Source organism: Ferrovum myxofaciens, from assembly GCF_000735045.1.
GTDB classification, from domain to species: domain Bacteria; phylum Pseudomonadota; class Gammaproteobacteria; order Burkholderiales; family Ferrovaceae; genus Ferrovum; species Ferrovum myxofaciens.
Genome location: NZ_JPOQ01000044.1, coordinates 1 through 25197, shown reverse-complemented (window position 1 = coordinate 25197; position 25197 = coordinate 1). Strand labels below are relative to the sequence as shown.

At 54.3% G+C, this 25197-nt stretch carries 23 protein-coding genes, 2 tRNA genes and 2 pseudogenes; 15 read left to right on the top strand and 12 right to left on the bottom strand.

The genetic code is table 11. From position 1 onward, the window contains the following. Nucleotides 1-163: 163 nt before the first annotated feature. The 7 genes and pseudogenes from IV91_RS0107255 to IV91_RS19695 all read right to left on the bottom strand — a co-directional run bounded on the left by IV91_RS0107255 (nucleotide 164) and on the right by IV91_RS19695 (nucleotide 5994). Nucleotides 164-1948 carry an alpha/beta fold hydrolase gene (locus IV91_RS0107255; RefSeq protein WP_031597215.1) on the bottom strand — a complete coding sequence of 595 codons (1785 nt, stop codon included), beginning with the start codon at nucleotides 1946-1948 and terminating at the stop codon, nucleotides 164-166. 58 nt (nucleotides 1949-2006) lie between these two features. Further along, entirely contained in the window at nucleotides 2007-2597 is a 591-nt protein-coding gene (locus tag IV91_RS0107250; protein WP_031597213.1) for a TetR/AcrR family transcriptional regulator, read from the bottom strand. A gap of 77 nt (nucleotides 2598-2674) precedes the next feature. Continuing rightward, a pseudogene (locus IV91_RS19700) lies at nucleotides 2675-2812 on the bottom strand (transcriptional regulator); the annotation flags it as partial. 598 nt (nucleotides 2813-3410) lie between these two features. Beyond that, complete coding sequence (locus IV91_RS0107245; protein ID WP_031597211.1) at nucleotides 3411-3926, bottom strand: hypothetical protein; 516 nt, start codon at nucleotides 3924-3926, stop codon at nucleotides 3411-3413. Next, on the bottom strand, nucleotides 3913-4872 hold the full coding sequence (locus tag IV91_RS0107240) for a ParB/RepB/Spo0J family partition protein (RefSeq protein WP_084189975.1): 960 nt from the start codon (nucleotides 4870-4872) through the stop codon (nucleotides 3913-3915). The genes IV91_RS0107245 and IV91_RS0107240 overlap by 14 nt, the downstream gene beginning before the upstream one ends. Then, on the bottom strand, nucleotides 4869-5705 hold the full coding sequence (locus tag IV91_RS16770; RefSeq protein ID WP_051862263.1) for a helix-turn-helix domain-containing protein: 837 nt from the start codon (nucleotides 5703-5705) through the stop codon (nucleotides 4869-4871). The genes IV91_RS0107240 and IV91_RS16770 overlap by 4 nt, the downstream gene beginning before the upstream one ends. A gap of 22 nt (nucleotides 5706-5727) precedes the next feature. After that, nucleotides 5728-5994 (bottom strand): transcriptional regulator, encoded by a 267-nt coding sequence (locus IV91_RS19695; protein ID WP_084189973.1) that lies wholly within the window; start codon nucleotides 5992-5994, stop codon nucleotides 5728-5730. Nucleotides 5995-6102: 108 nt separating this feature from the next. On the opposite strand from IV91_RS19695, the gene IV91_RS17185 reads away from it, so the two are divergent. From IV91_RS17185 to IV91_RS0107215, 3 genes are all read left to right on the top strand, one after another. Then, a complete protein-coding gene (locus IV91_RS17185; protein WP_031597207.1) occupies nucleotides 6103-6771 on the top strand; it encodes a S24 family peptidase in 669 nt (222 codons plus the stop codon). A 318-nt stretch (nucleotides 6772-7089) separates the two neighbouring features. Next, nucleotides 7090-7317, top strand: coding sequence for a DUF4224 domain-containing protein (locus IV91_RS0107220; protein WP_031597205.1), 228 nt, complete (start codon nucleotides 7090-7092; stop codon nucleotides 7315-7317). Further along, on the top strand, nucleotides 7317-8333 hold the full coding sequence (locus tag IV91_RS0107215) for a tyrosine-type recombinase/integrase (RefSeq protein ID WP_150112412.1): 1017 nt from the start codon (nucleotides 7317-7319) through the stop codon (nucleotides 8331-8333). Before IV91_RS0107220 ends, IV91_RS0107215 begins: the two co-directional genes overlap by 1 nt. A gap of 84 nt (nucleotides 8334-8417) precedes the next feature. Here IV91_RS0107215 and IV91_RS0107210 read toward each other — a convergent pair. After that, nucleotides 8418-8493: transfer RNA gene (locus IV91_RS0107210), tRNA-His, on the bottom strand. 98 nt (nucleotides 8494-8591) lie between these two features. On the opposite strand from IV91_RS0107210, the gene IV91_RS0107205 reads away from it, so the two are divergent. Continuing rightward, nucleotides 8592-9401 (top strand): fused MFS/spermidine synthase, encoded by an 810-nt coding sequence (locus IV91_RS0107205; protein ID WP_084189971.1) that lies wholly within the window; start codon nucleotides 8592-8594, stop codon nucleotides 9399-9401. Here the strand turns inward: IV91_RS0107205 and IV91_RS0107200 are convergent, their stop codons facing one another. Beyond that, nucleotides 9402-9989, bottom strand: a complete 588-nt coding sequence (locus IV91_RS0107200) for a urate hydroxylase PuuD (RefSeq protein WP_031597200.1) — start codon at nucleotides 9987-9989, stop codon at nucleotides 9402-9404. Nucleotides 9990-10157: 168 nt separating this feature from the next. On the opposite strand from IV91_RS0107200, the gene IV91_RS0107195 reads away from it, so the two are divergent. The 3 genes from IV91_RS0107195 to IV91_RS16760 are packed head-to-tail and all read left to right on the top strand — an operon-like array spanning nucleotide 10158 to nucleotide 13054. Further along, on the top strand, nucleotides 10158-10859 hold the full coding sequence (locus IV91_RS0107195; protein ID WP_031597199.1) for a VirB8 family type IV secretion system protein: 702 nt from the start codon (nucleotides 10158-10160) through the stop codon (nucleotides 10857-10859). Then, entirely contained in the window at nucleotides 10860-11675 is an 816-nt protein-coding gene (locus IV91_RS0107190; protein WP_031597198.1) for a TrbG/VirB9 family P-type conjugative transfer protein, read from the top strand. It begins immediately after the preceding gene. Next, nucleotides 11672-13054 (top strand): TrbI/VirB10 family protein, encoded by a 1383-nt coding sequence (locus tag IV91_RS16760; protein WP_031597197.1) that lies wholly within the window; start codon nucleotides 11672-11674, stop codon nucleotides 13052-13054. The genes IV91_RS0107190 and IV91_RS16760 overlap by 4 nt, the downstream gene beginning before the upstream one ends. Here IV91_RS16760 and aroC read toward each other — a convergent pair. Together aroC and IV91_RS0107175 are read right to left on the bottom strand one after the other, a co-directional pair. Then, nucleotides 13044-14141: a chorismate synthase gene (aroC, locus tag IV91_RS0107180; protein ID WP_031597196.1), complete on the bottom strand. Its 1098-nt coding sequence runs from the start codon at nucleotides 14139-14141 to the stop codon at nucleotides 13044-13046. The genes IV91_RS16760 and aroC overlap by 11 nt on opposite strands. Nucleotides 14142-14239: 98 nt before the next feature. Beyond that, on the bottom strand, nucleotides 14240-15268 hold the full coding sequence (locus tag IV91_RS0107175) for a S66 peptidase family protein (RefSeq protein WP_051862261.1): 1029 nt from the start codon (nucleotides 15266-15268) through the stop codon (nucleotides 14240-14242). A gap of 148 nt (nucleotides 15269-15416) precedes the next feature. Between IV91_RS0107175 and leuC the strand changes: the two genes are divergently transcribed. The 8 genes and pseudogenes from leuC to tnpA all read left to right on the top strand — a co-directional run bounded on the left by leuC (nucleotide 15417) and on the right by tnpA (nucleotide 24690). Then, a complete protein-coding gene (gene leuC / locus IV91_RS0107170; RefSeq protein WP_031597192.1) occupies nucleotides 15417-16820 on the top strand; it encodes a 3-isopropylmalate dehydratase large subunit in 1404 nt (467 codons plus the stop codon). After that, entirely contained in the window at nucleotides 16820-17458 is a 639-nt protein-coding gene (gene leuD / locus IV91_RS0107165; protein ID WP_031597190.1) for a 3-isopropylmalate dehydratase small subunit, read from the top strand. The genes leuC and leuD overlap by 1 nt, the downstream gene beginning before the upstream one ends. Nucleotides 17459-17565: 107 nt before the next feature. Beyond that, the gene (locus tag IV91_RS0107160) at nucleotides 17566-20712 is read left to right on the top strand and encodes an efflux RND transporter permease subunit (RefSeq protein ID WP_031597188.1); all 3147 of its coding nucleotides are present in this window, start codon (nucleotides 17566-17568) and stop codon (nucleotides 20710-20712) included. Further along, nucleotides 20709-21848 carry an efflux RND transporter periplasmic adaptor subunit gene (locus IV91_RS0107155; protein ID WP_035417396.1) on the top strand — a complete coding sequence of 380 codons (1140 nt, stop codon included), beginning with the start codon at nucleotides 20709-20711 and terminating at the stop codon, nucleotides 21846-21848. The genes IV91_RS0107160 and IV91_RS0107155 overlap by 4 nt, the downstream gene beginning before the upstream one ends. Next, entirely contained in the window at nucleotides 21845-23302 is a 1458-nt protein-coding gene (locus IV91_RS0107150; RefSeq protein WP_051862259.1) for an efflux transporter outer membrane subunit, read from the top strand. The genes IV91_RS0107155 and IV91_RS0107150 overlap by 4 nt, the downstream gene beginning before the upstream one ends. Beyond that, a complete protein-coding gene (locus IV91_RS15715; RefSeq protein WP_035417394.1) occupies nucleotides 23302-23937 on the top strand; it encodes a GntR family transcriptional regulator in 636 nt (211 codons plus the stop codon). Before IV91_RS0107150 ends, IV91_RS15715 begins: the two co-directional genes overlap by 1 nt. Nucleotides 23938-23980: 43 nt before the next feature. Beyond that, a tRNA-Ser gene (locus tag IV91_RS0107140) sits at nucleotides 23981-24070 on the top strand. A 242-nt stretch (nucleotides 24071-24312) separates the two neighbouring features. Beyond that, a pseudogene (tnpA, locus tag IV91_RS15710) lies at nucleotides 24313-24690 on the top strand (IS200/IS605 family transposase). A gap of 297 nt (nucleotides 24691-24987) precedes the next feature. On the opposite strand, the gene IV91_RS19115 reads toward tnpA, so the two are convergent. Next, on the bottom strand, nucleotides 24988-25197 hold a 210-nt coding region (locus tag IV91_RS19115; RefSeq protein WP_035417392.1), incomplete at its 5' end, for a hypothetical protein.

The following is a 25197-nucleotide window of genomic DNA, read 5'->3' as shown; positions in this document are numbered from 1 at the left end:
AGTCGATAGGGGCATGCGCCAACTAACAGAACCTCTTGCTCTTCTGATAATTGCCAACTCATATTCTAGGATGGTCGAACATGACGAACGACCCCGTTGCCACGGAGTTCAGCAGTTGGCTTGAAGGCCATGTCGCGGCGGAGGCAGTGGGCAGCACGAATGACTAGGCTACTCTGGCGACGACCTCCGCTATCCGCTCCGGGTGTGTCAACTGGGGATTGTGACCGGTATCGGCAATAACCGTGACTGGGCCGTTCCAGAGATGCAACAAGGGATCCTGCGCGCCTACGATCAAATGGATCGGTATTTGTTTCAGTTCCGATAGCCATTGGCGGAAGCGTGCGCGTTCCGACTCGCCGCTCGCTTGCGCCAGGCGGGTGAACGTCTGGACACGCACGGACGGGCGTTCCAGCGACGTGAAGGCGCTGGCGATCGATACGTGGTTTAGACCATCGGGATGTATCTGGTGAGCGAAGGTCGTCTTCGGCAGAAGGCGAAAAAGCAGCCTGCCCAGTGAAGACACCCGCAGCAGCATTGGCGGTCGTGCCTGCAGGAAGAAAGGTGACACCAGCACCAAGGCCTTGACCTTGTCCGGGTGGCGGCGCGCAAATGCCAAAGCAATGCCCGCACCCAGCGAGTGGCCCACCAGAACGGCAGGCTCGGTCACCAGCCGATCCAGCCAGGCTTGACCGATGGCTTCCACCGTTCCCGAGCGTCCCATCCCCGGTAGGTCCGGGATGATGGCGGGATTGTCTAGGTGGCTGCGAACGGCATCCCAGCTGTCGCCATTAAGGGGTAGGCCGTGCAAATAGACAATGGGGGTGCCGTCGCCGGGCAGGCGCTTGACCCATTGCCCCCGTTCGAATCCTGCTTGGGCAGGTTCATGGCCTACGGGATTTGATCGATACGCGCCGGAACCGAAGTCGGCGCTGACCAATTTGGCAATCCAAGGCGCCAGGTTGCGCGTCTTGATCAGTCCATCGATTCCCATGCGCTGCGCCAAGACCTGTGCGGGAACGGTGTCGTAGCGGTCTTCCGCCAGGAAGCTCAAGGTCTCCTTGGCTCCGGGAAGCAAGGCGGCAGGCAGCCGTTTCAACACGCCGGTCGAGACAAAACGCTGTGGCACGGGCACGCCCAGAATGCTGCCCACCAGGCGCAACAAGTCGTGGAGTCGGGGGGTGTCCGGGTCCAGCAGCCAGTACTGGCGGTTGGCGGACTCCGCATAGTCGAGTATTCGGGCCGCGAATTCCGCAACATAGTCGACGTGGCACAGCGGTATGAAAGTATCGGGATTGCCGGGCAGGGCAGGCAACCGGCCGTGAAAGAGTTGCTCGACCATCTCGCCGATTCCGAGGTACTGGGTGGTTTCGCCGTCTTGGCTGTCGCCAATTACCGCCGCCGGGTTGAGGGCGGTCCATGGTAGCCGTAAGCGGGTGCATTCGGCGATTAGGTGCCGGTGAGCGATGCGCTTAGAGGCTTCATATCCGCCCAGCCGCCGGTACCATGCGGTTTCGTCGCCTGGTTCGTCGGCGGCAATTCGGTAACCGCCGATCCAGACGAAGCGCTGCAGCAAAGGAAGACGCGCAGCCCAGCGCACCAAGGACTCACTGGCGTCGACGTTGATGCGTTGTGCTTGAGTTGGCGCCAGGTTCCAGGCAAAGGCCGCCGCCAAATGGAACACGACTTCGATGCTGGACTCGGCTGGCGACAGCGCCTGTTCGAAGCGGATGATGTTCTCTAGATTGAGGTTCACGAAGCGGATGTCCGGCTCCCGCAGGCCCCGCCGAGTCAGCCAAGTGCGATAGCCGGCTTCCTGCTGTGCGACGTCGCGTAGGGCGGCGATCACCCGATGTCCGCGCCGGAGCAGAACCGGTACCAGCCACTTGCCGATAAAACCGTTGGCGCCTGTAACTAGTATTGTTTTCGGTTCGGTTTGCAAGGACAGCATAGATACCTCCTGATTTATTAACTAGACCGGTCTATATATTAGTTGGTCAAAAAAGGTCTCATTGATCGGACATCGCGGGCACCTCCTGCAGCCGCGTTACCAGCATGCGGCAGATGGTTCGGAGAGGCTGAACGCTGCGAGTAGCCCGGGCCAAAATCAGGGCGCCTTCAATCGAAGACAGGATCATCAGAGCATCCTCGCGAGCTCGTATCGCTGTCGCACCATGCCGTTTCAAGGCGGTGGCGATGGCGTCCAACCAGTCTGCGTAGGCCTGTTCGCAAGCACGACGCACTTCTGGATGCTCATCGCCCACCTCCAAGGCAACCGTGGCCACCGGGCAGCCTTTTTGGAAATCCGACGCTTGCAGCCGTCCCTCCAACTCGCGCGCGACAAATTCAATGCCCGCGGCTGCCGAGGGTGCCTGAAAGCATTGCTGCATCAGCGCCCCAATCGCCTGCGATCCCATTGCGAGCGCCTGCGCCACCAATTGGTCCTTGCCACCAGGAAAGTGGAAATACAAAGATCCCTTGGGGGTGCTGCTCTCATTGAGAATCCGTTGCAGACCGACATTGTGAAAGCCGTGCCTCTCGATCAGATTGAGCGTGGCAGCGAGCAGCCGTTCTCGAGTTTGTTCGCCCTTTCTAGCCATGACGACAATTATAGACCAGTCTATATATTATTTGCAATAGTCGATTCTAAGTACCCATCTAATTTTTGACGATTTCAGCCAATAAATCTCCCACCGCGATGGTGATCGGAGAGGGAGATGGGGCCGGGTAACCATTCGAAATCGCGTGCGACCCGAAGGCGGATTCGATTGCCCGGTCGAGGTTCAATCAACTGAAGTCGGTCAAGCCGGAGCAGACGGAGAAACCCGACCGTCAGCAAAGGGCGCGATGTGTGAGCTCGGTGGAAAACGAAACTGCCGTTCAACGGGCTCGTAGGCCGAACGGCGGGAAACCGGCGCACTGCCGACCGATCAGAAGCACGCCGTCAACATCGGCTCAGGCCGAGCAGTGTGAATTGGCCTTCCGACCGGTTTCGAAGTGCAGCAGTCGTTCAAATGACAGCATATCTGGGTGTACGTGTGACCGCAATAGGTTCAGAGTTGCCATTTCAGCAACAAACCCAACCAATTGAATTTTTTTAAGGTCTGGCTCAAAAGTCGAATTCCAACTAGGACGGGCCATGAATCAGCCTCGTTCGAGCAAAAAAAAGTCCGCCCAACCTCAGGCGGAATCGTACAGACCCGGCTCAACCTTCTGACGAACACGCACTTCTAGTTCGATGGGTAATGAGATGTTTATCGACATAGTTTTCTCCCAGGCCGCAGGGGGGGATGTGAATAACATTATGGCAGTTTCTGCCATAAATTGCCGATATCCAGAACCATGGCTGGCGAGGCCGTGAGAGATTGTCAGTGGTGTTATGCATACTTGTGGAACCAAGCTTTATCCACCCTCTACAATTCCACATAAGTCGTGTTTTGACTCCTGTTTAGGTGTTTTTCTTCCCTGTGGACTCGCTGCCGAACTGCTTCTCTCGTAATGCCCAGGAACTTTGCAGCATCCCGTCGGGACAGGACATTGCAGACGATATGGATGGATGTCTGGGGCTTGTCGGGCTTGCTCTTGCCATGACCATTGAGAGCATATTCCCTTTCCTCCCGATCCAGACGATCAATCAGTTGCTGTTCCACCGATTGAACCCGAAGATAATTCGGGGCCATGGCATCTCCTTCCACTTCATCCGGAAGCGGGTCCGATTCGCGCCAGCGGCGCACGAGACCCCATAGCCTCCCCATGATGTATTCCCGAACAGTTCCCAGGATCGGGTTGTACAGACTTTTTCCGGTCGTAACTTCAATGCACATGAGGTATAGCTCCTGCCGGATATCCTCAACCGGCAAGATGCAACACCTGGAAAACTTATGGGCCTCACCCCGCAATTCCTGAAACAGTTCATCAGCAGTGAGCATCGACCAACTCCTCAATCACCTGAACAAAGTTTTTCTGCAAATCACTCAGCCGTGATCCTTGTGCCACTTTCTCCCCAGACCCCGGAATAAGTTTCTCGCAAATCCGAACCGGCAGTTGAATGAGAAAACCCGTTTCTTCGCTGTTCACGGGAGCACGCCCGCTCCGTGCCTGGGGATTCTTCACGCCTGAAGCCATGACCATTTTCATCTCTGGAAAATCTTTTTCCGCTGTCTCCACGAATTCAACCGAAGTCTGACAATCCTGTTTGTCCACGGGTGGTAAAGGGATGCTTGACTGGCGTTTACCTGCCAATTTTTGTACCTGCTGTTTGGCAGATTCACATCGAGGCCAGGTGATCGGTTCTGTCGAATCCAGAACGATTTTCCGCGCTTCTGGCTGTAAGTTCTTGAAGCGTTCCCAGGCATCTGCGCTATTCAGCCGCCCCCCCTCGATCAACGCCCGTGCCAAGGGGTCCCGGGCAATCGACAGCAGGTTGCCTACCCATCGTTCGTTCTTCGACAAGGCCCGGCTGATACTTCCCGGTTCCATTCCAGCCTCTTTCAGACGCAGGACGACTTCGACGTACTCGTTCAGCCCAAGATCAATCCGGTGCAGGTTTTCACACGCCTGAAGCACCACGGCCATGTTATGCGCCGGGAGATTGTAGACAATCGCATTGATCATTGCCCATCCCAACCGATGGGCCGCCCGCAACCGGCGTTCGCCATAGACAATCATCCAGTCCGAACCTGAACGGCGTATCCCGATGGGCTGTAACTGGCCAACCATGTCCATCGATTTCGCCAGGTCTTCCAGGGCTTCCTCGTCAAAATTGCGACGAGGTTGTGATTTGTCCGACCGGATCCGATCAATGGGAGTTTTTTGAAATTCGCGTTCACTGTCAGCGGCTATGCGCTCGTTTTCAAAGCCAATCAGTTCCATCATGCCCTCCGTTGTGTTTGTTTTTTCAGCTTTTCGATTTCGATCTGAATCCGTGATCGAAACTCCGGCATCGATTCCCCCCGTAGCGGAATAACCCCAAGGGTCTGGCCCATGGCCAAGGTCCCGGCCTCGTTGTTCCACCAACCCGGTGGCCCTCGCTGAATGCCTGATACGCCAGGGCTGGTCATGATTTCTTCGATGATTGGGTGCAAATAGCGCGGCGGAATTGAACCTTTCGGTTTGCGTTGCCGGGCGATAGCCACTGCCCAGCGTGCAATCTGAGCTGTCACGCCTCGTTCAATCCAGTCCCTGGCAAGCGGATCGTGGGTGGTGATTTTCACGCCCAGTGCCACCAGGTTTGAGACAAGATTTTCTGTGGCAACAGACAAAAGCGCGGCGGGGTTTTCGTCGGCAGCATCCGCGACTGGAGAAAAGTTATCCACAGGTGCTTTGCTGCGCTTTTGGTTAAGTGATGGTTCAGTGATGGTTATGGGTGCATATTGTGCAGGGGTAGGGGGTGACTTATCCACAGGAAAGGGATGCATATTATGCAGGGGTGCATTAAATGCAGGGGTTGGCCAGTTGGGAGGAGCGGTAATTCGATAGACGCTACTTCTCCCCGATCTCGATAGCCGCATTAAAAAACCATCGACCTCAAGTTGTTTCAAACAGTCGTAAACGGCCCGTTCTTTCAGGGAGCACTTTGAACCAATCATGCTGATCGACGGATAACACTCCCCCTGGTCATTTGCGTTATCCGCCAGAGCCAGAAGCACCATCTTTCTTGCCAAAGGTAAAGTTGTTTTCCACACCTCAGTCATGATTGCAATGCTCATACAACCCCCCTTGAGGGAATTTTCAGTTTGTGGATCCTTGAGTTAAGGGCATTGACCAATCCTGTTTTTTTTCGGGCCATATCAAATGCCAATCGTCAGGGCGCAGATCCTTTCGTGTTACAACCCCTTGACTTATTTGCTCAATTAACACGCATCGTTCCGGACTTAGCAGTTGCCCCTTGCTACAGGCTTTACGGATATATCCTATTGATGTGTTACAAGCGTGTGCAAGTTCGTCTTTCTGAGATACTGATAGCGTGCGTAGATATGCGAGGAGGATGGGTTTCATAAAAAATCTTCCCGTGATTAGAAACAACGCGAGTTTACCTTAGGGTAAACTATAAATCAATACCCGAAGGTTATTTACCTTCCGGTACATAAAGTGGAAAATCAGCAAATGGATAAGTATGAAAGTCGTAGACTCCGTCTGATAGAACTCCGCGATACCCGATGCAACGGGAAAGCGGTGGAGCTTGCGCGCAAACTTGGTCGAGAGCCCTCCTATGTTTCCAGAATGATCTATCCCGAAGGTAAAGCCGGAAAAAAACGCATTGCTGACGAGATGGTCGATGTAATTGAACAAGCTTTCAACCTTCCGCATGGATGGCTAGACATTACTCGACTTTCCGTAGCCGAACCCGCTACCAGTTATCCCAAGATCCATAATTTTGATGAACCGGCTGTAAAGAGCGCTTGTTTCGCAGGTATAGTTCATGGCGACGAATCCGGGTATATAGAAGATTCTGAACCCCCAGGATTTGTCTGGCCGTCTGGAAAGCAACGCTATACCTTAAAAGTTCGAGGGGATTTTTTAGCCCCAAGAATCAAGAGCGGTGAGTACCTGGTCATCCACCCGGAAAATCAACCAATCCCCGGTGATGATGTGTTGGTTTTCCTGAAAGACTGCCGAAAAATGATCAAGGAATTTCTTTACATTCGCGACAGTGAGGTCTCTCTAGGCTCAATAAACAATAACCAAAAGAATGTTTGTGTGCCTCTTGATCAGATAGAGAAGATGCACCAGATTGTGGCAGTCGTTTCGCGCGGAGGCGAATTTCAGGAGTAGAAAACCGGTCGTCGTAAATTCCCATCATTACCCGGAAATGTTTACCCGAAGGTATTGACATAGAGTTTACCCGCAGGGTATTATCCTTTCACCTGTCCCCAAGGGTGCGAAGATGACTGCTGACCGCTGTGACAACACACTCGAATCACAAGTACAAGAACTCTACTCGGTCTTGTTGAAGGTATGGGTCGAAGTCATGGATTTCCCGCCCCAAAAGCCACTCAGCACTGATTCATACCTCCCCCCCGCTATTCACGATGAAATTTTCCCGGTTCTGGAGAGGGTCAATCCGGGACTGCGCTTAGAATTGCAGGGAAAATGAACTTCGTATCTGACAAACCCGCTTTTCTTGGCTCTGATGATCTCAAGGTACTGACCGGATATAGTCGCCCATCGTCCCAGGAGGGATGGTTAAAGGCTCATGGATTCAATGTGGCAAAAAATGGGGTCGGGCGTGTCGTGCTGACTTGGGAGGCCGTGATCCAGTGGCAACTTGGGAGCCGCATAAAATCCACTCCAACTCCTGAATGGAGTAACATCCGGTGATGCGACACCGCGACAGACAGAGCCAGACCGGATTGCTTCCTCGCATGGAGGCCAGACGGTGGAAGAATGGCACAATTCAATACCGCTATCGTATGTCAGATGGGCGATGGATTGCTTTGGGTAACGATAAAAACGATGCGATCCGAAAAGTATTAGATTTGTCGGGGGAGTCGCTGGACCTTGGGACAATCAACGCTATTTGGCGTGAATATCGAGAATCCAAAGGATGGCTGAGTCTGGCTGAACTCACACGCAAGGATTACGAAGGGTCATCAGTGGCACTTCTTGGCGTGTTTGGGCGTATGCAGGCATCTGAAGTCAAAGCCAGCCATGTGGCCACATATCTTGACAAGCGAAGTGCTCCAGTGCGTGCGAATCGTGAGATAGCGCTACTTTCAAATCTAATGCAACTTGCGATCAGGCGGGGAATAGTCGAAACCAATCCTTGCAGGCAGGTGAGGCGTAATCGAGAGACTCCGAGGACTCGAGAGATTCGTCCGGACGAATTGCGGGATTTTCTGGCATGGTGTCAGAAGCAGGGAGGTCAACGGGTGATAATCGCTGCCATGGCTGAGTTCTGCGCTTTAGTTGGGAGTCGTAGGGCCGAGTTCCTGAAACTGACATGGCCTCAGATTAGCGGCGGCGAGATTCGGCTTCAACGCGCAAAACAGCGTGGGAGAGTGGTAGTTGATGTTGTGACTGTCACAGGAACGCTTTCATTACTTCTGGATCGACTACGAGGGCTTGCAGCTGATTCTCGGGTTGGTTATGTTTTCCCAACCAGAGATGGGAATGCTTATACCGACCATGGATTCAAGGCGCTGTGGTCAAAGTTGGTCAAGAAAGCAATGGAAGAAAAGGTGGTTACAGAGCGTTTTACCTTTCATGACCTGCGTGCTTACCATGTAACGCAGTATCGGAAGCAATCCGGAATGCTGCCGGATTTGCATTCAAACCCGGCAACCACGGCAAGGGTTTATGACCGAGCCAAAGAGGTGAAAAGACGGGGACTCTAGCGCAAAAAATCCCGTGACGGGATTTTTTGCGGGATTTGTAACTGTAATTCTATACAGCAAAAATTTCTAACCGATTGATTTATTTGGGGTGACGGATGGGGCTCGAACCCACGACAACCGGAATCACAATCCGGGACTCTACCAACTGAGCTACCGCCACCACTGCTTGAAAAGGCAAGCCGGAATTGTAGCATGCTGTCTCGGAGTTTGCTAGTCTCTGGAGATTTCAATCGTTGTACGATAATTCAAGGAATTCTTATGACCAAGCCCCTTACTCCAGAACACTCAACTACTTCCTCCATTTTTCCCAAGACTGCTTCGAGTATCGATATTCGCGAGGGGGAGGGGGTGCGGACACTGCATTTCGGGTCCGAATGGGTGCAAGGGGCCATGCGAGTGGCCCGTCCTTGGGCTTTGGAATTGGAATATACCCGCGCTATGATTTTTCCTTTGATTTTATGCGAGGAAACGCCAACTCGAATTCTATTGATCGGATTGGGGGCCGCATCCTTGCTCAAGTATTTGTATCGTCATTGTCCCCATGCCCACCTGACGGTGGTGGAAATCGATCCGCGCGTGGTACAAGCAGCGCGTCAGTTTTTCCGTATGCCGGAGGATTCAGAGCGAATCACGTTGGTGGAAGGCGATGGTGCGGACTTCATGAGTCAGGTCAGCGAAACTTATGACCTGATTCTGGTGGATGGCTTTGATGCGCGCGCGCGTGCAGGACGGTTGCAGGGGGAAAGGTTTTATCGGGATTGTGGACGAGTCCTGAGCGCACACGGTTTTCTATGCGCCAATTTATTGACCCGTCAGCGCGGTTATCGATCGGCCTTGAGTGCCTTGAACGCCATTTTTACCGAGCGAACCCTGCATTTTCCTACGCTGGATAGCGGCAATGGTGTGGTTTTGGCCAGTGCGGAGCCGCAGGGTCCCTGGTCTTTGGTGGAGTTGCGGGCAAGGGTTCTGACCTGGAAAAAAAATCATGCCCTGGATCTGGGGCGTCTTCTCGCCCGCATCGAACAACTTCAGTCCGGTGCAAGCGGGATGCTGAGACTGGGTCAGTGATCAGAAGCCGCCGTGCTGTTGGGCCACCATGCAAAAGATTACGGGGATGGAGAGCATGGTATTGAAGCGCGAAGTCAGCAGGGCAATCCGGGCTGCTTTGGGTTTTTCAATGATTTCCACAGGGACGAGCCCGAGTGCTTTTTTCTGATTCGGCCAGATGATGAACCAGACATTGAAAGCCATGATGAACCCCATCCACATGCCCAATCCGATGGGCACGACTCCTTCGCGCAGCATCAGAGCCTGCATGACATATCCATTCATGGAGGCCAGCCCCAGACCCATGATGACGGTGGCCAACGCGGCCCAGCGAAACCAGAAAAGGGCGGCTGGTGCGATGATCTTGGAGATAGCAGGTTTCTGTTCGTCCGGGATCTTGGACATGGAAGGAATCTGGACGAAATTGAAATACCACAGCAGACCGATCCACATGATGGCCACAGTGACGTGGAGCCAGCGAAAGGCAAAAGTCCACCAATTGTGGGAAAGGAGGTCTAGGTTGCCCCCTCCAAGCATGGCCAGGATTAGAGCGAGCAGGATAAAACCCGCGCTGACGGTACGGCCCAACGATTGGAAAATGATACTCATGACCAGCTCCTGGAGTGTGAAGTTTTTATGACGGAAATCTTTTCCCGTCTGTTGGGATGGGGGAAGATACCACATCTATAGAAAATTACGTCAAGATACGGTGGTATTCGATACGGCAGGCGTCTCTCGACATGATTCAATAGTCCCTCTGCATGAAGGAGGAGGGGGATGAGAGGGAAATGGACGGGTCGCCCGAAGCATGAGGAACCGCCTGACGGCACTCCTCCTATTGTCAATCCCCGGGTGATACAAGCATGGTTTGAAGTGCAGGGGGCGGCGCTGGTAGAGCGAAACCGCTGGTTTCTGATCAGTTTGGTTCTGGGGTTGGGGTTATTTCTGAGCGGTATCGCTTTGGTGCTTCTCCTTCCCTTGAAGGCAGTGGTGCCCTTCGTTCTGGATCGCTCGGAAAATGGGGCAGTGGCTGTTTCCAATACCCATGTTCAGGTATATCACCCGGCGGAGTCTGAAAAGCGCTACTTTCTGGCGCAGTGGGTGCGTCAGTTGCTGACCCTCGATCCGCACCTGACCCCTGTGTACCTGGCGGATGCTTATCAATTGACACGAGGAAAAGCGACGGTGGAATTCACCGACTGGGTGCAGCGCAACCAGCCAATGGCCGAGTTGCGCAAAGACCCCACTTTGACCCGTACCGTAGCGGTGTCCAGTGTATCGCTTATCGAGGATGAAGCGGCTCTGTTGCGTGTCGTGACGGAACGGCGCAATGGCGGAAATCCCATGGCACAGCGCGAGAAATTCATTCTGACCTTGCACTTTTCCGTGGTGGCTCCCGAGCGCGAGGAGGAAGTTCTGAAAAACCCGGCGGGGCTATTCATCACGCACTTTTTGGTGAATACGGATTTGGAGCAATGAATGAATGACCTGCCCTTCAGGAATCTCGGTTTTTTCGCGGTGGTGAAAAAGCGTATGTTCCCATGGTCCGGCGTGATGGCGATGGGTTGGGCAAGGGCAGGGTGGTGTCTTTGCGCTTTATTATTGACTCAAGCGGCAGATTCTGATCCTGTGGGGCCGACTCGTACACAGGTACAAGTTTATGATTCGGAAGTTCCAACGGAAATCCTCACCGTCCCCGGGGTTCCTACAGACCTGCAGTTGGCTCCCCATGAAAAAATCACGGGATTGGCTCTGGGGGATACCTTGCAATGGCGCGTGGAGGAATTGCCGGGGCATCTTTTTCTCAAGCCGTTGCGTCCTGACCTTTTCACGGCGGGGACTTTGGTAACCAACTTGCGCGTCTACTCCCTGGTTCTGCGCAGTACTACCCCCCAGGGACCCTGGGTTATGCGGGTGCGGTGGATTTTGGACGAAGAAAAATCCCTGTCTTCTCCATCGGGGAAAACGATTCATCCCTTTTCTCTGATTCCACGGCGCGTGCATACCCATTACACGATCAAAGGAGATGCGGAATTTCGTCCTCTGGAAGTGTTTGACGATGGACGTTTTACTTGGATTGACATGGGACACCCCCAGGTACTTCCTGCCGTCTTCATGGTCGATGCCGAGGGTTCCCGACTGGTCAATTATCTGCTTCATCCCCCTTATTTTGTGGTGCAACGACTGATGCCGCGTTTTCTGCTCAAGTTGGGTGGAACCGAAGTTGAAGTGATCAATCCGGATTATGGCAAGTCCTCCGAAGCGCAGGGGGAGGTGCCAGAGCAAAAACCATGAGAGAAAAGGAAACCATGGGTGTGGCACAGGTGGGCGTGGAAAAAAATATCCGGCCAGAATCAGGCATCGAGTCTGCACCAGACGCAGAACAATCCGGCCTCTGGGAAGAGGCACAGGAATGGACAAAGGGAGTTCCGCCAGGCAGGGTTCGTCGCCATTTGCACTGGTGGGTGGCTGCAGGATTGGGGTTGGCGGTGGTACTGGGGTTCGGGGTTCAGGCTCTGGTCGGTCGGGTAAGGGCAGCATCATCGCCATCCCTCGATGCCCAGACTGTCGTCTTGGGACAGGCCCCGGCGGTCAGTACATTGCAGCATGAATTGGTGCGTGAGCAGATGGCCGACCCTGGACCGCCACCGCCGCTGGTGGATGATGCGGGAGAAAAAGCCCGTCAGGCTGAGCAGGAACGCCAGCATCAGATCGAGTTGGCCCGTGTCCAGCAGGCAGCCCAGATTGCTGCCAGTCCAATTTTGGCCATTGGGGGGCCAGTGGCTCAGCCGGTTCCGCTTTCAACCCCTGCACCGGGCAGTTCATCTTCCATTGCAGAGCCCGGTTCGGGGATGGGCATCCTTCCCGGGAGTGAATCCGTCCCACCCAACATCCCTTCTCTGGGCTTAGGTCTCAATGGGGTAGGGGCCTTACCTGCTCTGACAGGGATGGTGGCTTCGCCCTGGAATCCAACCCCGGCCATACCTGGAGCAGCACCCCAAACTCCTCCGGCAAAGGTGCGTTCACGCCAGAACACGACTCCTCTGGAACCGATCCAGCCATCCAATCATGCTCTTGTGCTGGAGGGAACCGTCATGCCAGCGGTTTTGATTACCCAGATTAACAGTGATTTGCCCGGATTGATCACGGCCCAGATTACCGAGGATGTATACGATTCCATTGATGGAACCCTGCTGGCCATTCCCAAGGGCAGTCGGCTGATCGGGCAGTTTGCAGCACACATCTTGCCGGGACAGGAGCGTTTGATGGCCTCTTTTCATCGCCTCATCCTGCCCAGTGGGGTGAGTTTTCAGTTGGAGGATATGGTTGCTTCTGATGACCAGGGGCAGTCAGGCATGCAGGATGAGGTAGATAATCGATTCTGGAAACGTCTGGGCGGGCAGTTCATGACGGCCGGACTGGCTCAGATCATTGCCCAGCCAACGGGAGGAGTGACCGTACTGGGGGGCATGGGCAACAACCTGACCACGGATGCGGCGGGTCAGATTCTGGTGAATACCGCCAGCATCGGTTTTGCCGGACAAGCGGCCATCGGTCCGGTGATCATTATCAAGAAAGGCTATCCTTTTACCCTGTTGGTAAACCGCGATATGGACTTTGCTTCCCTGGCTTCCGCTTCAGCAGAAATGTCCGGTGCCCCTTCTACGCCCTGAGGGAGAAAGGTTTCAATGGCGGTGTGACATCGCCATTCTGGGCACGCTGGCGCAACGCATGATCGATCAAAACAAGGGCCATCATGGCTTCCACGATGGGTGTGGCACGAATGCCGACACAGGGATCATGACGTCCGGTAGTCTGAACTTCTACGGCTTGCCCCAGGCGGTCGAGGGAACGACGGGGTAAGCGAATACTCGATGTGGGTTTGATGGCCAGGTGTGCAATGAGATCCTGTCCCGTGGATATCCCGCCCAGAATTCCGCCCGCATGATTGCTTTGAAACCCCGCTGGCGTCATTTCATCACCGTGTTCCGTGCCTCGCTGGGTCACTACGGCAAACCCGTCGCCAATTTCCACACCTTTTACGGCATTGATGGACATGAGGGCATGGGCAATGTCTGCATCCAGACGGTCAAAGACGGGTTCGCCCCACCCCGCTGGCAGACCGCTAACCACCACGCTCAGACGTGCCCCCACGGAGTCTCCCGACTTGCGCAGATCATCCATGAAGGATTCCAGTTGAGGGACGAGATCCGGGTCCGGGCAAAAAAACGGGTTTTGGTCGATGGCGGTCCAGTCTTTGGCTGTGATGGGAATGGGTCCCAATTGGGACAGGTACCCGCGAATAGTGATGCCGTAACGCTGTGTCAGCCACTTCCGGGCAACGGCGCCAGCCGCCACCCGTGCCGCTGTTTCTCGGGCGGAGGAACGTCCTCCGCCGCGATGATCGCGCAACCCATACTTCTGTAGATAGGTGTAATCGGCGTGACCAGGACGGAACTGCTGGGCGATTTTATCGTAATCACGACTGCGCTGGTCTTCGTTATGAATCACGAGGGCGATGGGCGTGCCCGTGGTAACCCCTTCGAAGACACCAGACAGGATCTGTACCTGATCTGATTCGCGACGCTGGGTGACATGACGGGAGGTACCGGGTTTGCGTCGGTCCAAGTCAGGTTGAATGTCGGCTTCGCAGAGGGGCAGTCCAGGCGGGCAGCCATCAATTACGGCACCCAGCGCGGGGCCATGGCTTTCCCCAAAGGTCGTGACACAAAACATTCGCCCCCATGTATTACCGGCCATACCCATTCCCCGCACAAAAGTTGAATCTTAGCATGGAGTTTCGTGGGGAGGTCCCGTCGAGTTGCATTGCGTCTGATGCACTCGCAGAATCTCTCGATTCAGGGGGAATCCGAACCGCGCTGTTCGGTGACCGATTTCTTTTGAAGAGCACCTGTTACGCCATATTGAGAGAAATGCAACTGGTAGTGGGCAGGGTCCGGCAACGTGATTCGTACCCGTCCTCCCACCGGCAGAGTGAGTTTGTCCCGCACATGACCAAAGGGTAGGTTCTGCAACAAGGGAATGGGGACTAAGTGTTGCAGATAATCTACCACCTGTTCCAGGGTATAAGGTGCTGCCGAGGCGTGGGTAGGTTCGCAGCGGTTGAACTGGCCCCACAGGATGGCACGTACCGAATTGAATACGCCCGCATGGTACAACTGCATCAGACAGCGCTCGATGATGTAAGGCTCTTCATTCACTTCTTCGAGGAACAGGATCCCTTCCTCTACCTGAGGCAGATAGGGCGTTCCCACCAGGTGAGCCACCAAGGACAGGTTGCCACCCCACAGGATTCCTTCCAGTCCGTTGCCGATCTGGTGGCGTAGGCGCAGTCCGGCTGCCCCCTCATGAATAGTGAAAGGCAAACGAATGAGGGGGGACGAGTGGGTTTCATTTTGCAGCAGGGGTAAAAAATGATCCTGGTGCAACGCACTTCGATGTGGATGTCCGAAATCGGGGGCGGCCATGGGGCCTGCAAAGGTGACCAGCCCCGTTTTCGCCAGTACTGCCAGATGAAGAGCCGTGACATCACTGAAGCCGATGATGGGTTTGCGGGCCGTAGCGATGGCGTCATAGTCCAGATGCGGCAGTAGGCGGGTCAAGCCATAGCCACCACGAGCAGCCATGATGGCATCCACTTTGGGATCACGGATCAGTTCATGAAAGTCTTCCAGTCGTTCGGTATCAGTTCCTGCAAAATACTCGTGCCGGTTGCGAATATGGGTTCCTTCGCGCACATTCCAACCGTGTTCAGAGAAATACAGGATGGCCATTTCCAAGGCTCCGGGCTCGGTCAGGAAGCCGGAGGGCGCACATAGACCCAAGGTAGGGTTGGGCGGGAGTAAATAGGGTAAACGTGTGTTCATGGCACAAATATAACGTGAAATTCATTGGTCGTCATCGGGGCTTGGACAATCCTTTTACAGTCGCCATTCTTGAGAGGGTAAATTGCCTCGAGTTTTCTGACCCTTGGTCGTTGTGTCATAATAACCCGTTCAGTGGAGGATCTTGGTAATGACGGCTCAAACCCTTTATGACAAGTTATGGCGGGCTCATGTGGTGCGTGAAGAAAGTGACGGTACGACGTTGTTGTACATTGACCGCCATCTGGTTCACGAGGTGACCAGTCCACAGGCCTTCGAGGGCCTGACGCTGGGAGAACGTCCCTTATGGCGGGGGCAAAGTATCGTGGCCACTGCGGATCATAATACGCCCACTGTCACCCAGACGGAAATTCATGATCTCGTTTCGCGCCTCCAGGTGGAAACTTTGAGCCAGAATTGTCAGTCATTCGGAGTAACACTGTATCCCATGGGCGATCGGCGTCAGGGTATTGTGCACGTCATGGGACCAGAGCAGGGGGCTACCCTGCCGGGCATGACGGTGGTTTGTGGAGACTCTCATACCAGTACCCATGGGGCTTTTGCTGCCTTGGCTTTTGGCATCGGCACCTCCGAAGTGGAACATGTCATGGCCACCCAGACCTTGGTGGCGCGCCGCTCCAGAACCCTGCGTGTCACCGTGGACGGGACACTGCCGGAAGGTGTGACGGCCAAGGATGTGGCGCTCTACATCATTGGTCATATCGGCACTGCCGGAGGCACAGGATATGCCATCGAGTTTGCGGGGGAGGCCATTCGGGGTCTCAGCATGGAAGGGCGCATGACTCTGTGCAATATGGCCATCGAAGCGGGAGCCCGAGCAGGTTTGATCGGTGCTGATGATGTCACCTTTGCCTACCTGAAGGGACGTCCCTACGCTCCGTCCGATGCTCAGTGGGGCCAGGCCGTCACCTATTGGCGCACCTTGCACAGCGATGAGGGGGCGGTGTTCGACAAGGAAGTCACTTTGTCGGCTCAACACATTGAACCTCTGGTGACCTGGGGTACTTCGCCGGAAATGGTGGTGAGTGTGACAGGGCAGGTGCCCGATCCCCGTCTGGAAAAGGACCTGGTGCGTCGCCAGAGCATGGAACGGGCCTTGATTTACATGGGGCTGATCGCCAATACGCCCATGATCCGAATTTCTCTGGACAAGGTGTTTATTGGTTCCTGCACCAATTCCCGCATCGAGGATCTGCGTGCAGCGGCAGCGGTGGTGAAGGGCAAGCATGTGGCGGCCAACATCAAATTGGCCATGGTGGTTCCAGGTTCTGGACTGGTCAAGGCGCAGGCCGAAGCCGAGGGGTTGGATCAGATATTTCTCGAGGCGGGTTTTGAATGGCGCCATCCTGGCTGTTCCATGTGCCTGGGTATGAATGAGGACCGTCTCAGTCCGGGGGAACGTTGTGCCTCTACTTCCAACCGGAACTTTGAAGGACGGCAGGGCACGGGCGGACGTACCCATCTGGTTAGCCCACAGATGGCTGCTGCCGCAGCCATTGCGGGACATTTTGTCGATATTCGGGAGAACTTTTGATGCGCGCTTTCACCCCCCTGAACGGTCTCGTGGTGCCCCTTGATCGGGCCAATGTGGATACCGATGCCCTCATTCCCAAACAATTTCTCAAATCCATTCATCGTGCTGGTTTTGGTCCCAATCTGTTTGATGCCTGGCGTTATCTGGACGAAGGCCAGCCCGGACAGGACAATCGTTTGCGCCCCCTGAACCCTGAATTTGTCCTCAATCAACCCCGCTATCAGGGGGGGCAGATTCTCCTGGCGCGGGAGAACTTTGGTTGTGGTTCAAGTCGCGAACATGCACCTTGGGCGCTGGATGATTATGGATTTCGGGTGATCATCGCTTCCAGTTTTGCCGATATTTTCTTTAATAATTGCTTTAAGAATGGATTGCTTCCAATTGTTCAAAAAGAAGAAATAGTTGATTTCCTATTCAAGGAAGTAGAGGCTGCTGAAGGCTATCGATTGCAGGTGGATTTGTCTGTACAGACCTTGACGACCCCGACTGGAAAAATTTTTGAATTCGCTGTGGATGGGTTTCGTAAAGAATGCTTGCTGCGCGGATTGGATGAAATCGGGTTGACCTTGCAGCATGCCGATGAGATACGTGCCTATGAAGAACGCCGGGCCAAGCAGGAGCCTTGGATTTTTGCCTGAAGGTGTCAAGCGTTGTGGATTTACGGGAAAAAAGATCGATTTGACTGTCTTGACGACTAATTATCGATAATCCATAATACGTTTTTTTGGTTTCGGGTTTTCCTGTCATGTGGATCGTTCGTCTCGCCTTGCAACGCCCCCATACTTTTCTGGTGATGGCGTTGCTGATCGTGCTGCTGGGGGTTTTCAGCATTCGTCGCACGCCCACGGATATTTTGCCCAATATCAATATTCCGGTGGTGTCGGTGGTGTGGAATTATTCGGGCATGCCGCCCCAGGATATGGCCGACCACATTACCTCGTTTACCGAGCGGGTCGCCACCACCACGGTCAATGACATCGAGCATATCGAGTCCCAGTCATTGAATGGGATCGCGGTGGTGAAGTATTTCTTTCAACCTCGGGTCAACGAGGATCTGGCTGTCGCTCAGATCACTGCCATTTCTCAGACCCTTTTGCGCCAAATGCCGCCGGGCATGACTCCCCCATTTATTCTGGCCTATAACGCGTCCAGTGTGCCGGTCATCCAGTTGGCACTGGACAGTTCACGCTTGACGGAAGGCCAGTTGTTCGATTTCGGAAACAATTTCATTCGCACTCAATTGGCGACTGTGGCAGGCGCATCTCTTCCTTATCCCTATGGCGGGCAGATGCGTCAGGTGCAGGTGGATCTGGAACCAGCGGCATTGAGGACTTATGGTTTGTCGGCCAATGATGTGACGCGTGCCCTGGCCACTCAGAATCTGATCGTTCCGGCCGGAACGGAAAAAATTGCCCATTGGGAATATGTGGTGAAGTTGAACGCCAGTTTCCCCGATATTGATCAGTTGAATGGTATCCCTTTGCGTACACCCTCTGGGGCACTGATCCATATTCGGGACGTGGCCCATGTCTATGATGGAGCGCTCCCGCAGACCAATGTGGTACGAGTGGACGGACACCGAGCCGTGTTGATGAGCGTGCTCAAGACCGGGTCGGCATCCACCCTGACGATCATCGACAGCATCAAGGGTCTCATGCCACAGGTGCGGGCAGATATGCCCCCGGGTATGCATATCCATACCACGGGAGATCAGTCCCTGTTTGTGACGGCGGCGATCGATGGGGTGGTGCGTGAAGGGTTGATCGCAGCGGCTTTGACGGGGCTCATGATCTTGCTTTTTTTGGGATCGTGGCGTAGTACCCTGATTATCACCGTTTCCATTCCTCTTTCCGTACTGGTGTCCCTGATTGTGTTGTCGTGGTTGGGCGAGACCATCAATATCATGACCCTGGGCGGCTTGGCCTTGGCCGTGGGAATTTTGGTAGATGATGCCACGGTGGCCATTGAGAACATCAACTGGCACCTGGAGCAGGGTAAAGATACAGAAACGGCTATTCTGGATGGTGCGCGTCAGATCGCCATGCCCTCGTTGGTGTCCACCCTGGCCATTTGTATCGTCTTTATCCCCATGTTTCTGCTCACTGGGGTAGCCCATTACCTTTTCGTGCCTTTGGCAGAAGCAGTGGTATTTGCCATGTTGGCCTCTTGGATATTGTCCCGGACTCTGGTACCGACCTTGGCCAAATACTGGCTACATCAGGAACATGGAAACTCTGCGCGACATTGGGGTGCCGTTATCCAGCAGCGTTTCGAAGCAGGGTTCAACCGTTTGCGTGGGGCTTATCATGTCCGTTTGGAAAAAGTGTTGCGCGCCCGTCCGCGTCGTTTTATCGTGATCTTCTATGGAGTGGTGGGGTTGTCGTTCCTGTTGTACCCGTGGATTGGGGAGAATTTTTTTCCAGAGGTGGATGCAGGACAGATCAAGTTACACTTGCGTGCCCCCAGTGGGACGCGTATCGAGGACACGACGGCTTTATGTGACTTGGTGGAACAAGATATACGGCGTCATGTGGGGAAGCAATTGGATGCCCAAGTGGATGTGGTGGGGTTGCCCTACAGCGGGATCAATTTGTCTTACAGTACCTCCGCGCCCATCGGACCGGGGGATGCGGATATTTTTATTACGTTGAGTAAGGGGCATACGCCCACCCCGGAAGTAGTGCATGAGTTGAGAAAGGTATTGCACCAGGATTTTCCGACCATTTCCTTTGCTTTCCTGCCCGCAGACATCGTCAGTCAGATCCTGAATTTTGGCTTGCCTGCCCCTTTGGATGTGCAGATCTCGGGGATTCGTCTGGCAGAGAACCGAGTTTTTGCCAATCGTTTGCTGGCCCAACTGAAGACGATCCCGGGGGCCGTAGACCTGCGTATCCAGCAACCCTTCGACTATCCTCAGGTGGAGGTTGAAGTGAATCGTGATCTGGCCGAGACCTTGGGATATACGGAGCAGGATGTGGCCAGTAATCTCATGACATCCCTGTCCGGAAGTTTTCAGACGGCACCCAGTTTCTGGACCAATCCAAAAAACGGTGTGCAGTACAACGTGTCGGCACAGATGCCGCAATACCGTCTGCAGTCGGTGGGAGATTTGGGCCAACTGCCTATTACTGTGGCCTCGCCCATGGTGCCCCCGCAAATCCTAGCTAACCTGGCCACTTTTCGCCACGGCGTAGGGCCCGCCGTGGTCAGTCACTACAATGTGAAACCTGCCATCGATATTTTTGGGGCGGTTCAGGGAACCGATTTGGGCACGGTGGCGAAACGCATTCGGGAAATCATTCATGCAAACCAAAAGTATCTGCCCAAAGGGACACAGGTGATCGTGCGCGGACAGGTGCAAACCATGCATGATTCCTTTACCAGTCTGGAGTGGGGTCTTTTGAGCGCTATCGTGCTGGTGTATTTGCTCATCGTGGTGAATTTTCAGTCGTGGATCGATCCTCTCATCATCATTGGCGCTTTGCCTGCGGCTTTAGCTGGGATTGTGTGGATGCTGTTTCTTACCCACACGACCTTATCGGTTCCCGCTTTGACGGGGGCCGTGATGTGTATGGGGGTTGGAGCGGCCAACAGTATCCTGGTGATCAGTTTTGCCCGCGAGCGGGTAGCGGAGGGACTGTCGGCGCTGGAGGCGGCGCTCGAAGCGGGAAGTACTCGTTTACGACCGGTGCTGATGACGGCCCTGGCCATGGTCATCGGAATGCTGCCCATGGCTCTGGGACTGGGGGAGGGCGGAGAGCAGAATGCACCTTTGGGGCGTGCCGTCATCGGAGGATTATTGTTTGCCACCGTGGCGACCTTGTTTCTCGTGCCCGTATTGTTTAGTTTGATTCGTTCCAGACGTTCGGTTTCCTCAAGGACTATGTCATGATTTCCTCTCGTTTCTTTGGTGGGTTGATTTTTCTGGTAGCGGTAGGAGTTGCGGCTTGGGGTATCATGAGCCGTTTGCACGCTCAAACGGCCCTGGCCCAGTATTCGATGGCAGATGCTCAATGGCAGGTGGAGGTGACCCATGCCCTGCCGGAAAGTCATGTGCCCGATCTGATTCTTCCTGGCCAATTGCAGGCCTGGACGGAAACTCCGATTTATGCCCATACCTCAGGGTATCTCAAACACTGGGCGGTGGACATCGGGCAGAAGGTCAAGGCTGGCCAAGAAATTGCCGAGATCAGTACCCCGGATATCGACGCACAGGAAGCACAAGCCGAGGCCGAGATGCGAACGGCGGAGGCCAATGATGAACTGGCGCGTGTGACGGCGCAACGGTATGCAGCCCTCCTGCCCACCAAAACCGTATCGCCTCAGGATGCAGACAATAAACGTTTGGATGCGGAAGCCAAGAAGACGGCACTGGATGCGGCACGGGCCAATCTGGAACGACTGCATGCACTGGACCGATTTAGGAAGATCGTCGCTCCTGTGGACGGGATCATTACGGCACGCAACGTGGATGTGGGCACTATGATCGATAGCGGATCAGCCAATGGCAAGGCAACAGAACTATTCCATCTGGCAGATGCACGGCGTCTGCGGGCCTACATCCCGGTTCCGGAAGATGAGGTTTCATCTCTTCCGGCGGGTGGAGCGGTCAATATCGAGGCCCGTACTTTTCCGGGGCGGATCTGGAATACTCAATTGGTTCGCCATGCCCAGGCAATCGATCCCATCAATCATACGGAGTTGGTGGAACTTAATCTGGAAGGCGGAATATTATTGCCAGGCAGTTATATAGAGGTACATTTTCCTCGCCATGCTGCGAAGCAATCGGTGACTTTGCCGGCCAATACCCTGGTGTTTCGTGCTAATGGGACTTCTGTGGCCGTAGTGAACGAACATCAAGTGGTATCTCTGAAACCCGTTATCGTGGGACGGGATTTGGGTGAGCGCATCGAAATTCTGGCAGGAATCAGTTCGTCGGATCGGGTGGTGGTGAGTCCCCCTGATTCTCTGGCCGATGGCGTGACAGTTGTCGCCCGTGAGGCTGGCGCACTTAGGAAAATACCATGAAAAAGGTTCTGATCGCAGGCCTGTTCTTTGGGTTGTCAGGTTGCTCCTTCGCGCCTACCTACACCCGCCCTGACCTGCCCACTGCATCCCAATATCAGGAGAAAATGGTAGAGGATGGGCACTGGGTACCTTTCAAAGCCACAGAGACCTCCCAAACCTGGTGGAAAGTTTTTCATGATCCGGTATTGGACGATCTGGAGCACTCGGGATTGGTGGCCAACCAGAATTTGTTGGCGGCCTTGGCTCGTCTGGATCAAGGACGTTCGTTAGCACGCGAGCAATGGGCCAATCTATGGCCCATGATCGGAGCTGCGGCGACGCACCAGAAGACGAAAATTTCCGAACATACCATGATCTTTCCAGTACAAAACTATCCTGCATTCCAGACCAATCAAGTTCAACTGGATCTGAATTACGAGTTGGACATCTGGGGGGCATTGCGCAATGCTGCCCATGCCGCCGATGCTCAGGCCCGTGCCAGTGCCGACGATCTGGCTACCTTGGCCTTGTCTACGGAAGCCGAAATTGCATTGGATTATGAATCGTTGCGCGCGCTTGATGTGGAATTATCCGAGACGGAACGACAGGTGAATAGTTGGTCTGATAACCGTGCGTTGACAACTGTATTGGTGACGGGGTCCGAGGCCGCCATCCCGGATCAGGCACAGGCTGATCTGAATTGGCAGATGGCACGCCAGCAACTCAATGAACTGCGTCTGCAGCGTGAACGGATGCAACATGCCCTGGCTCTGTTGGTGGGCTCAAATCCTGAGGAGTTCCACATTACCCCGGTGGAGGCCGAATTACCCACCCCTTTACATCCCGTTCCAGGGATGCCTTCGGTCTTGCTGGAACGACGTCCTGATGTGGTCAGTGCCGAAGAGAAGGTGAAAGCTGCCAATGCCAATATCGGGGTGGCCAAGGCTGCATGGTTTCCTGTCTTTAATTTGACAGGATACTCGGGTTATGGAAATACGGGTTATGGACCTTTACTGGTGGCCCCCAATCGTTTATGGTCTTTCGGTCCTACCTTGTCGTTGCCTCTGTTCAATGGAGGGCAGATCGCGGCGGCCAACGACTTGGCACGGGCTCAGTGGGAAGAGAGCGTGGCCAATTATCGAAATACCGTGTTGGGGGCGTGGCGTGAGGTGGAAGATCAATTGGCGGCCCTGCGCGAATTAGAAGAAGAAGCCGAGGCTGCTCATGGAGCCAGCGAGGCAGCGCAGCAGGCCTTGGAACAGGCTCGTCTGCGCTTTGAGGGAGGGTTGACCAACCGTTTCGAGGTATTGCAGGCTGAGCGGACTGCGGCTCTAACCTTGACCGGAGCGACTCAATTACGCTTGCGGGCCTTGGCGAGCAGTATCGTTCTGGTCAAGGCGCTGGGTGGTGGGTGGTCAGATTTGGATTCTTCTGATTCGGAAAAATCCCCTGCCCCTGCGGGAGTGCATTCCTGATGTCTCAACCTTTACCGCGCCGTTGCATGCGTGACCAGATTCGCGATCGCTTGCTGGAATGTATTCTGGAGGGGACCTATGCGCCAGGACATCGTTTTGTAGAACTGGATCTGGCGGCGGAATTCCAGGTCAGTCAGAGCCCCGTTCGCGAAGCTCTGCGTGAATTGGAAGTGATGGGTGCAGTGGAGTCCCTGCGCTACAAAGGGACCCGTGTACGTTCCCCTAATCCGGTGGAGATGGCCGAAGCCTATGTTTTGCGGGCTATCTTGGAACAGCGTTCGGCAGAATTGGCCGTTCCCTGCCCACATGCGGTATTGGATTCCCTGCGTGCCGATCTTGCGTCCTTACACGAGTCGGCTCAAGACCGTGATGTGACCCGTTACAGTCGACATGCACTCAATTTTCATCGAAGCATCGTGGTGCAGTCCGGCAATCATTTGTTTCTGGAAGTATGGGAAAACGTCCAGACGCGTGCACGCTTGCCTTTTGTGGCTCAGCACCTGTCCGCTGAGTTGTCCTCCTGTGCTGCCGATCACGACGCCATTCTGGCGGCCCTTGAAAAGGGGGAAGGAGCCTTGGCAGGAAGATTGGTGCGCGCTTTCATGGAATCCTTGCTGGCTAAACTACCGCGCTGAAAGGTTCTGCCACCTGACGAGTTTTACTTTATAATCGCGGTCTGGAGAGGTGGCAGAGTGGTCGAATGTACCTGACTCGAAATCAGGCGTAGGTATATGCCTACCGTGGGTTCGAATCCCACCCTCTCCGCCAATAAAAAGTTCTAATTACATGATTTTGTTATAGTTTTAAGGTATTATAATTTATTGGTATGCCATCCAGTATGCCGTTAATTGATGGCTTTGCTTGGACGACAGTGGACGACAGTGGACGATAGCAGTTTAAAGTCCCCTATAGGGGATCCGTAAATCCCTCGCCTTTAGGCGACAGGGTAGAATGTGGGGATGAAAGATTATAAGGCTGGCAGCCATACGATATGGGACTGAAAATATCATTTGGTGTGGATTACGAAGTACCGGTATCCGGTGCTGGTGGGGGATGTTGGGGCGAGGACGAGGGAGTTGCTGAGGGAGATATGTTGAAGCATGGAATTGACGATCTATGCGGGGGCGGTGAACCGAGATCATGTACACATGCTGATAGGGATTCCGCCCCATATATCGGTATCGAAGGCGGTGCAGTACTTGAAGGGGAAGAGTTCGCATAAGTTACTTGCGGAGTTTCCGGGTCTGAAGAAAAGGTATTGGGGGCAACATTTGTGGGGTAGGGGATATTGGGTGGAATCGAGCGGGAATGTGACGGATGAGGTGTGGAAGAAATACATTGAGGATCAGAAACCAGAGGAGCCGGATGATAGTTTCAAGGTGGTGTGAGTCGGCGAATGCCGACACGAGTACCGGCTTGAGCCGTAATTTTAAGCCCTCGCCTTTAGGCGAGGGTCGTTAACAACCTTGCCTTATCCCCGTATAAACTCTTGATGGTTTCGCCTGAAATTACGTCTGCCAAGGAGCGGTCGAGACGCTTCACAATCGTAGCAGCAAATTCTTACGTTCTTCGGACCGAGCCATCCCCATGAGCAATATCCGCAGAATTCTCAATATCAAGCCGAACGAGTCGAAAACGGTAATTCTGCGGATATTGCTCATGGGAATTGATTCCAAACCCGAGGATCAGCAGCCCTTGGCGGTTGCGAGTTTCGACGGTTTCGGCAGCAGTTCCGGCCAACGTTCGCGGCCAGTCCGCTGATCGCTGTCGTTGGACGAAGCCGCTATCGCGGAGAAATGTTCCCCCCCAATTTGATTAGTTGACATAATTCCTCCTCGTTCCCGCAAGGGTTTTTTGCACTTTATCACGAGGATCATGATTATGACATACGTATT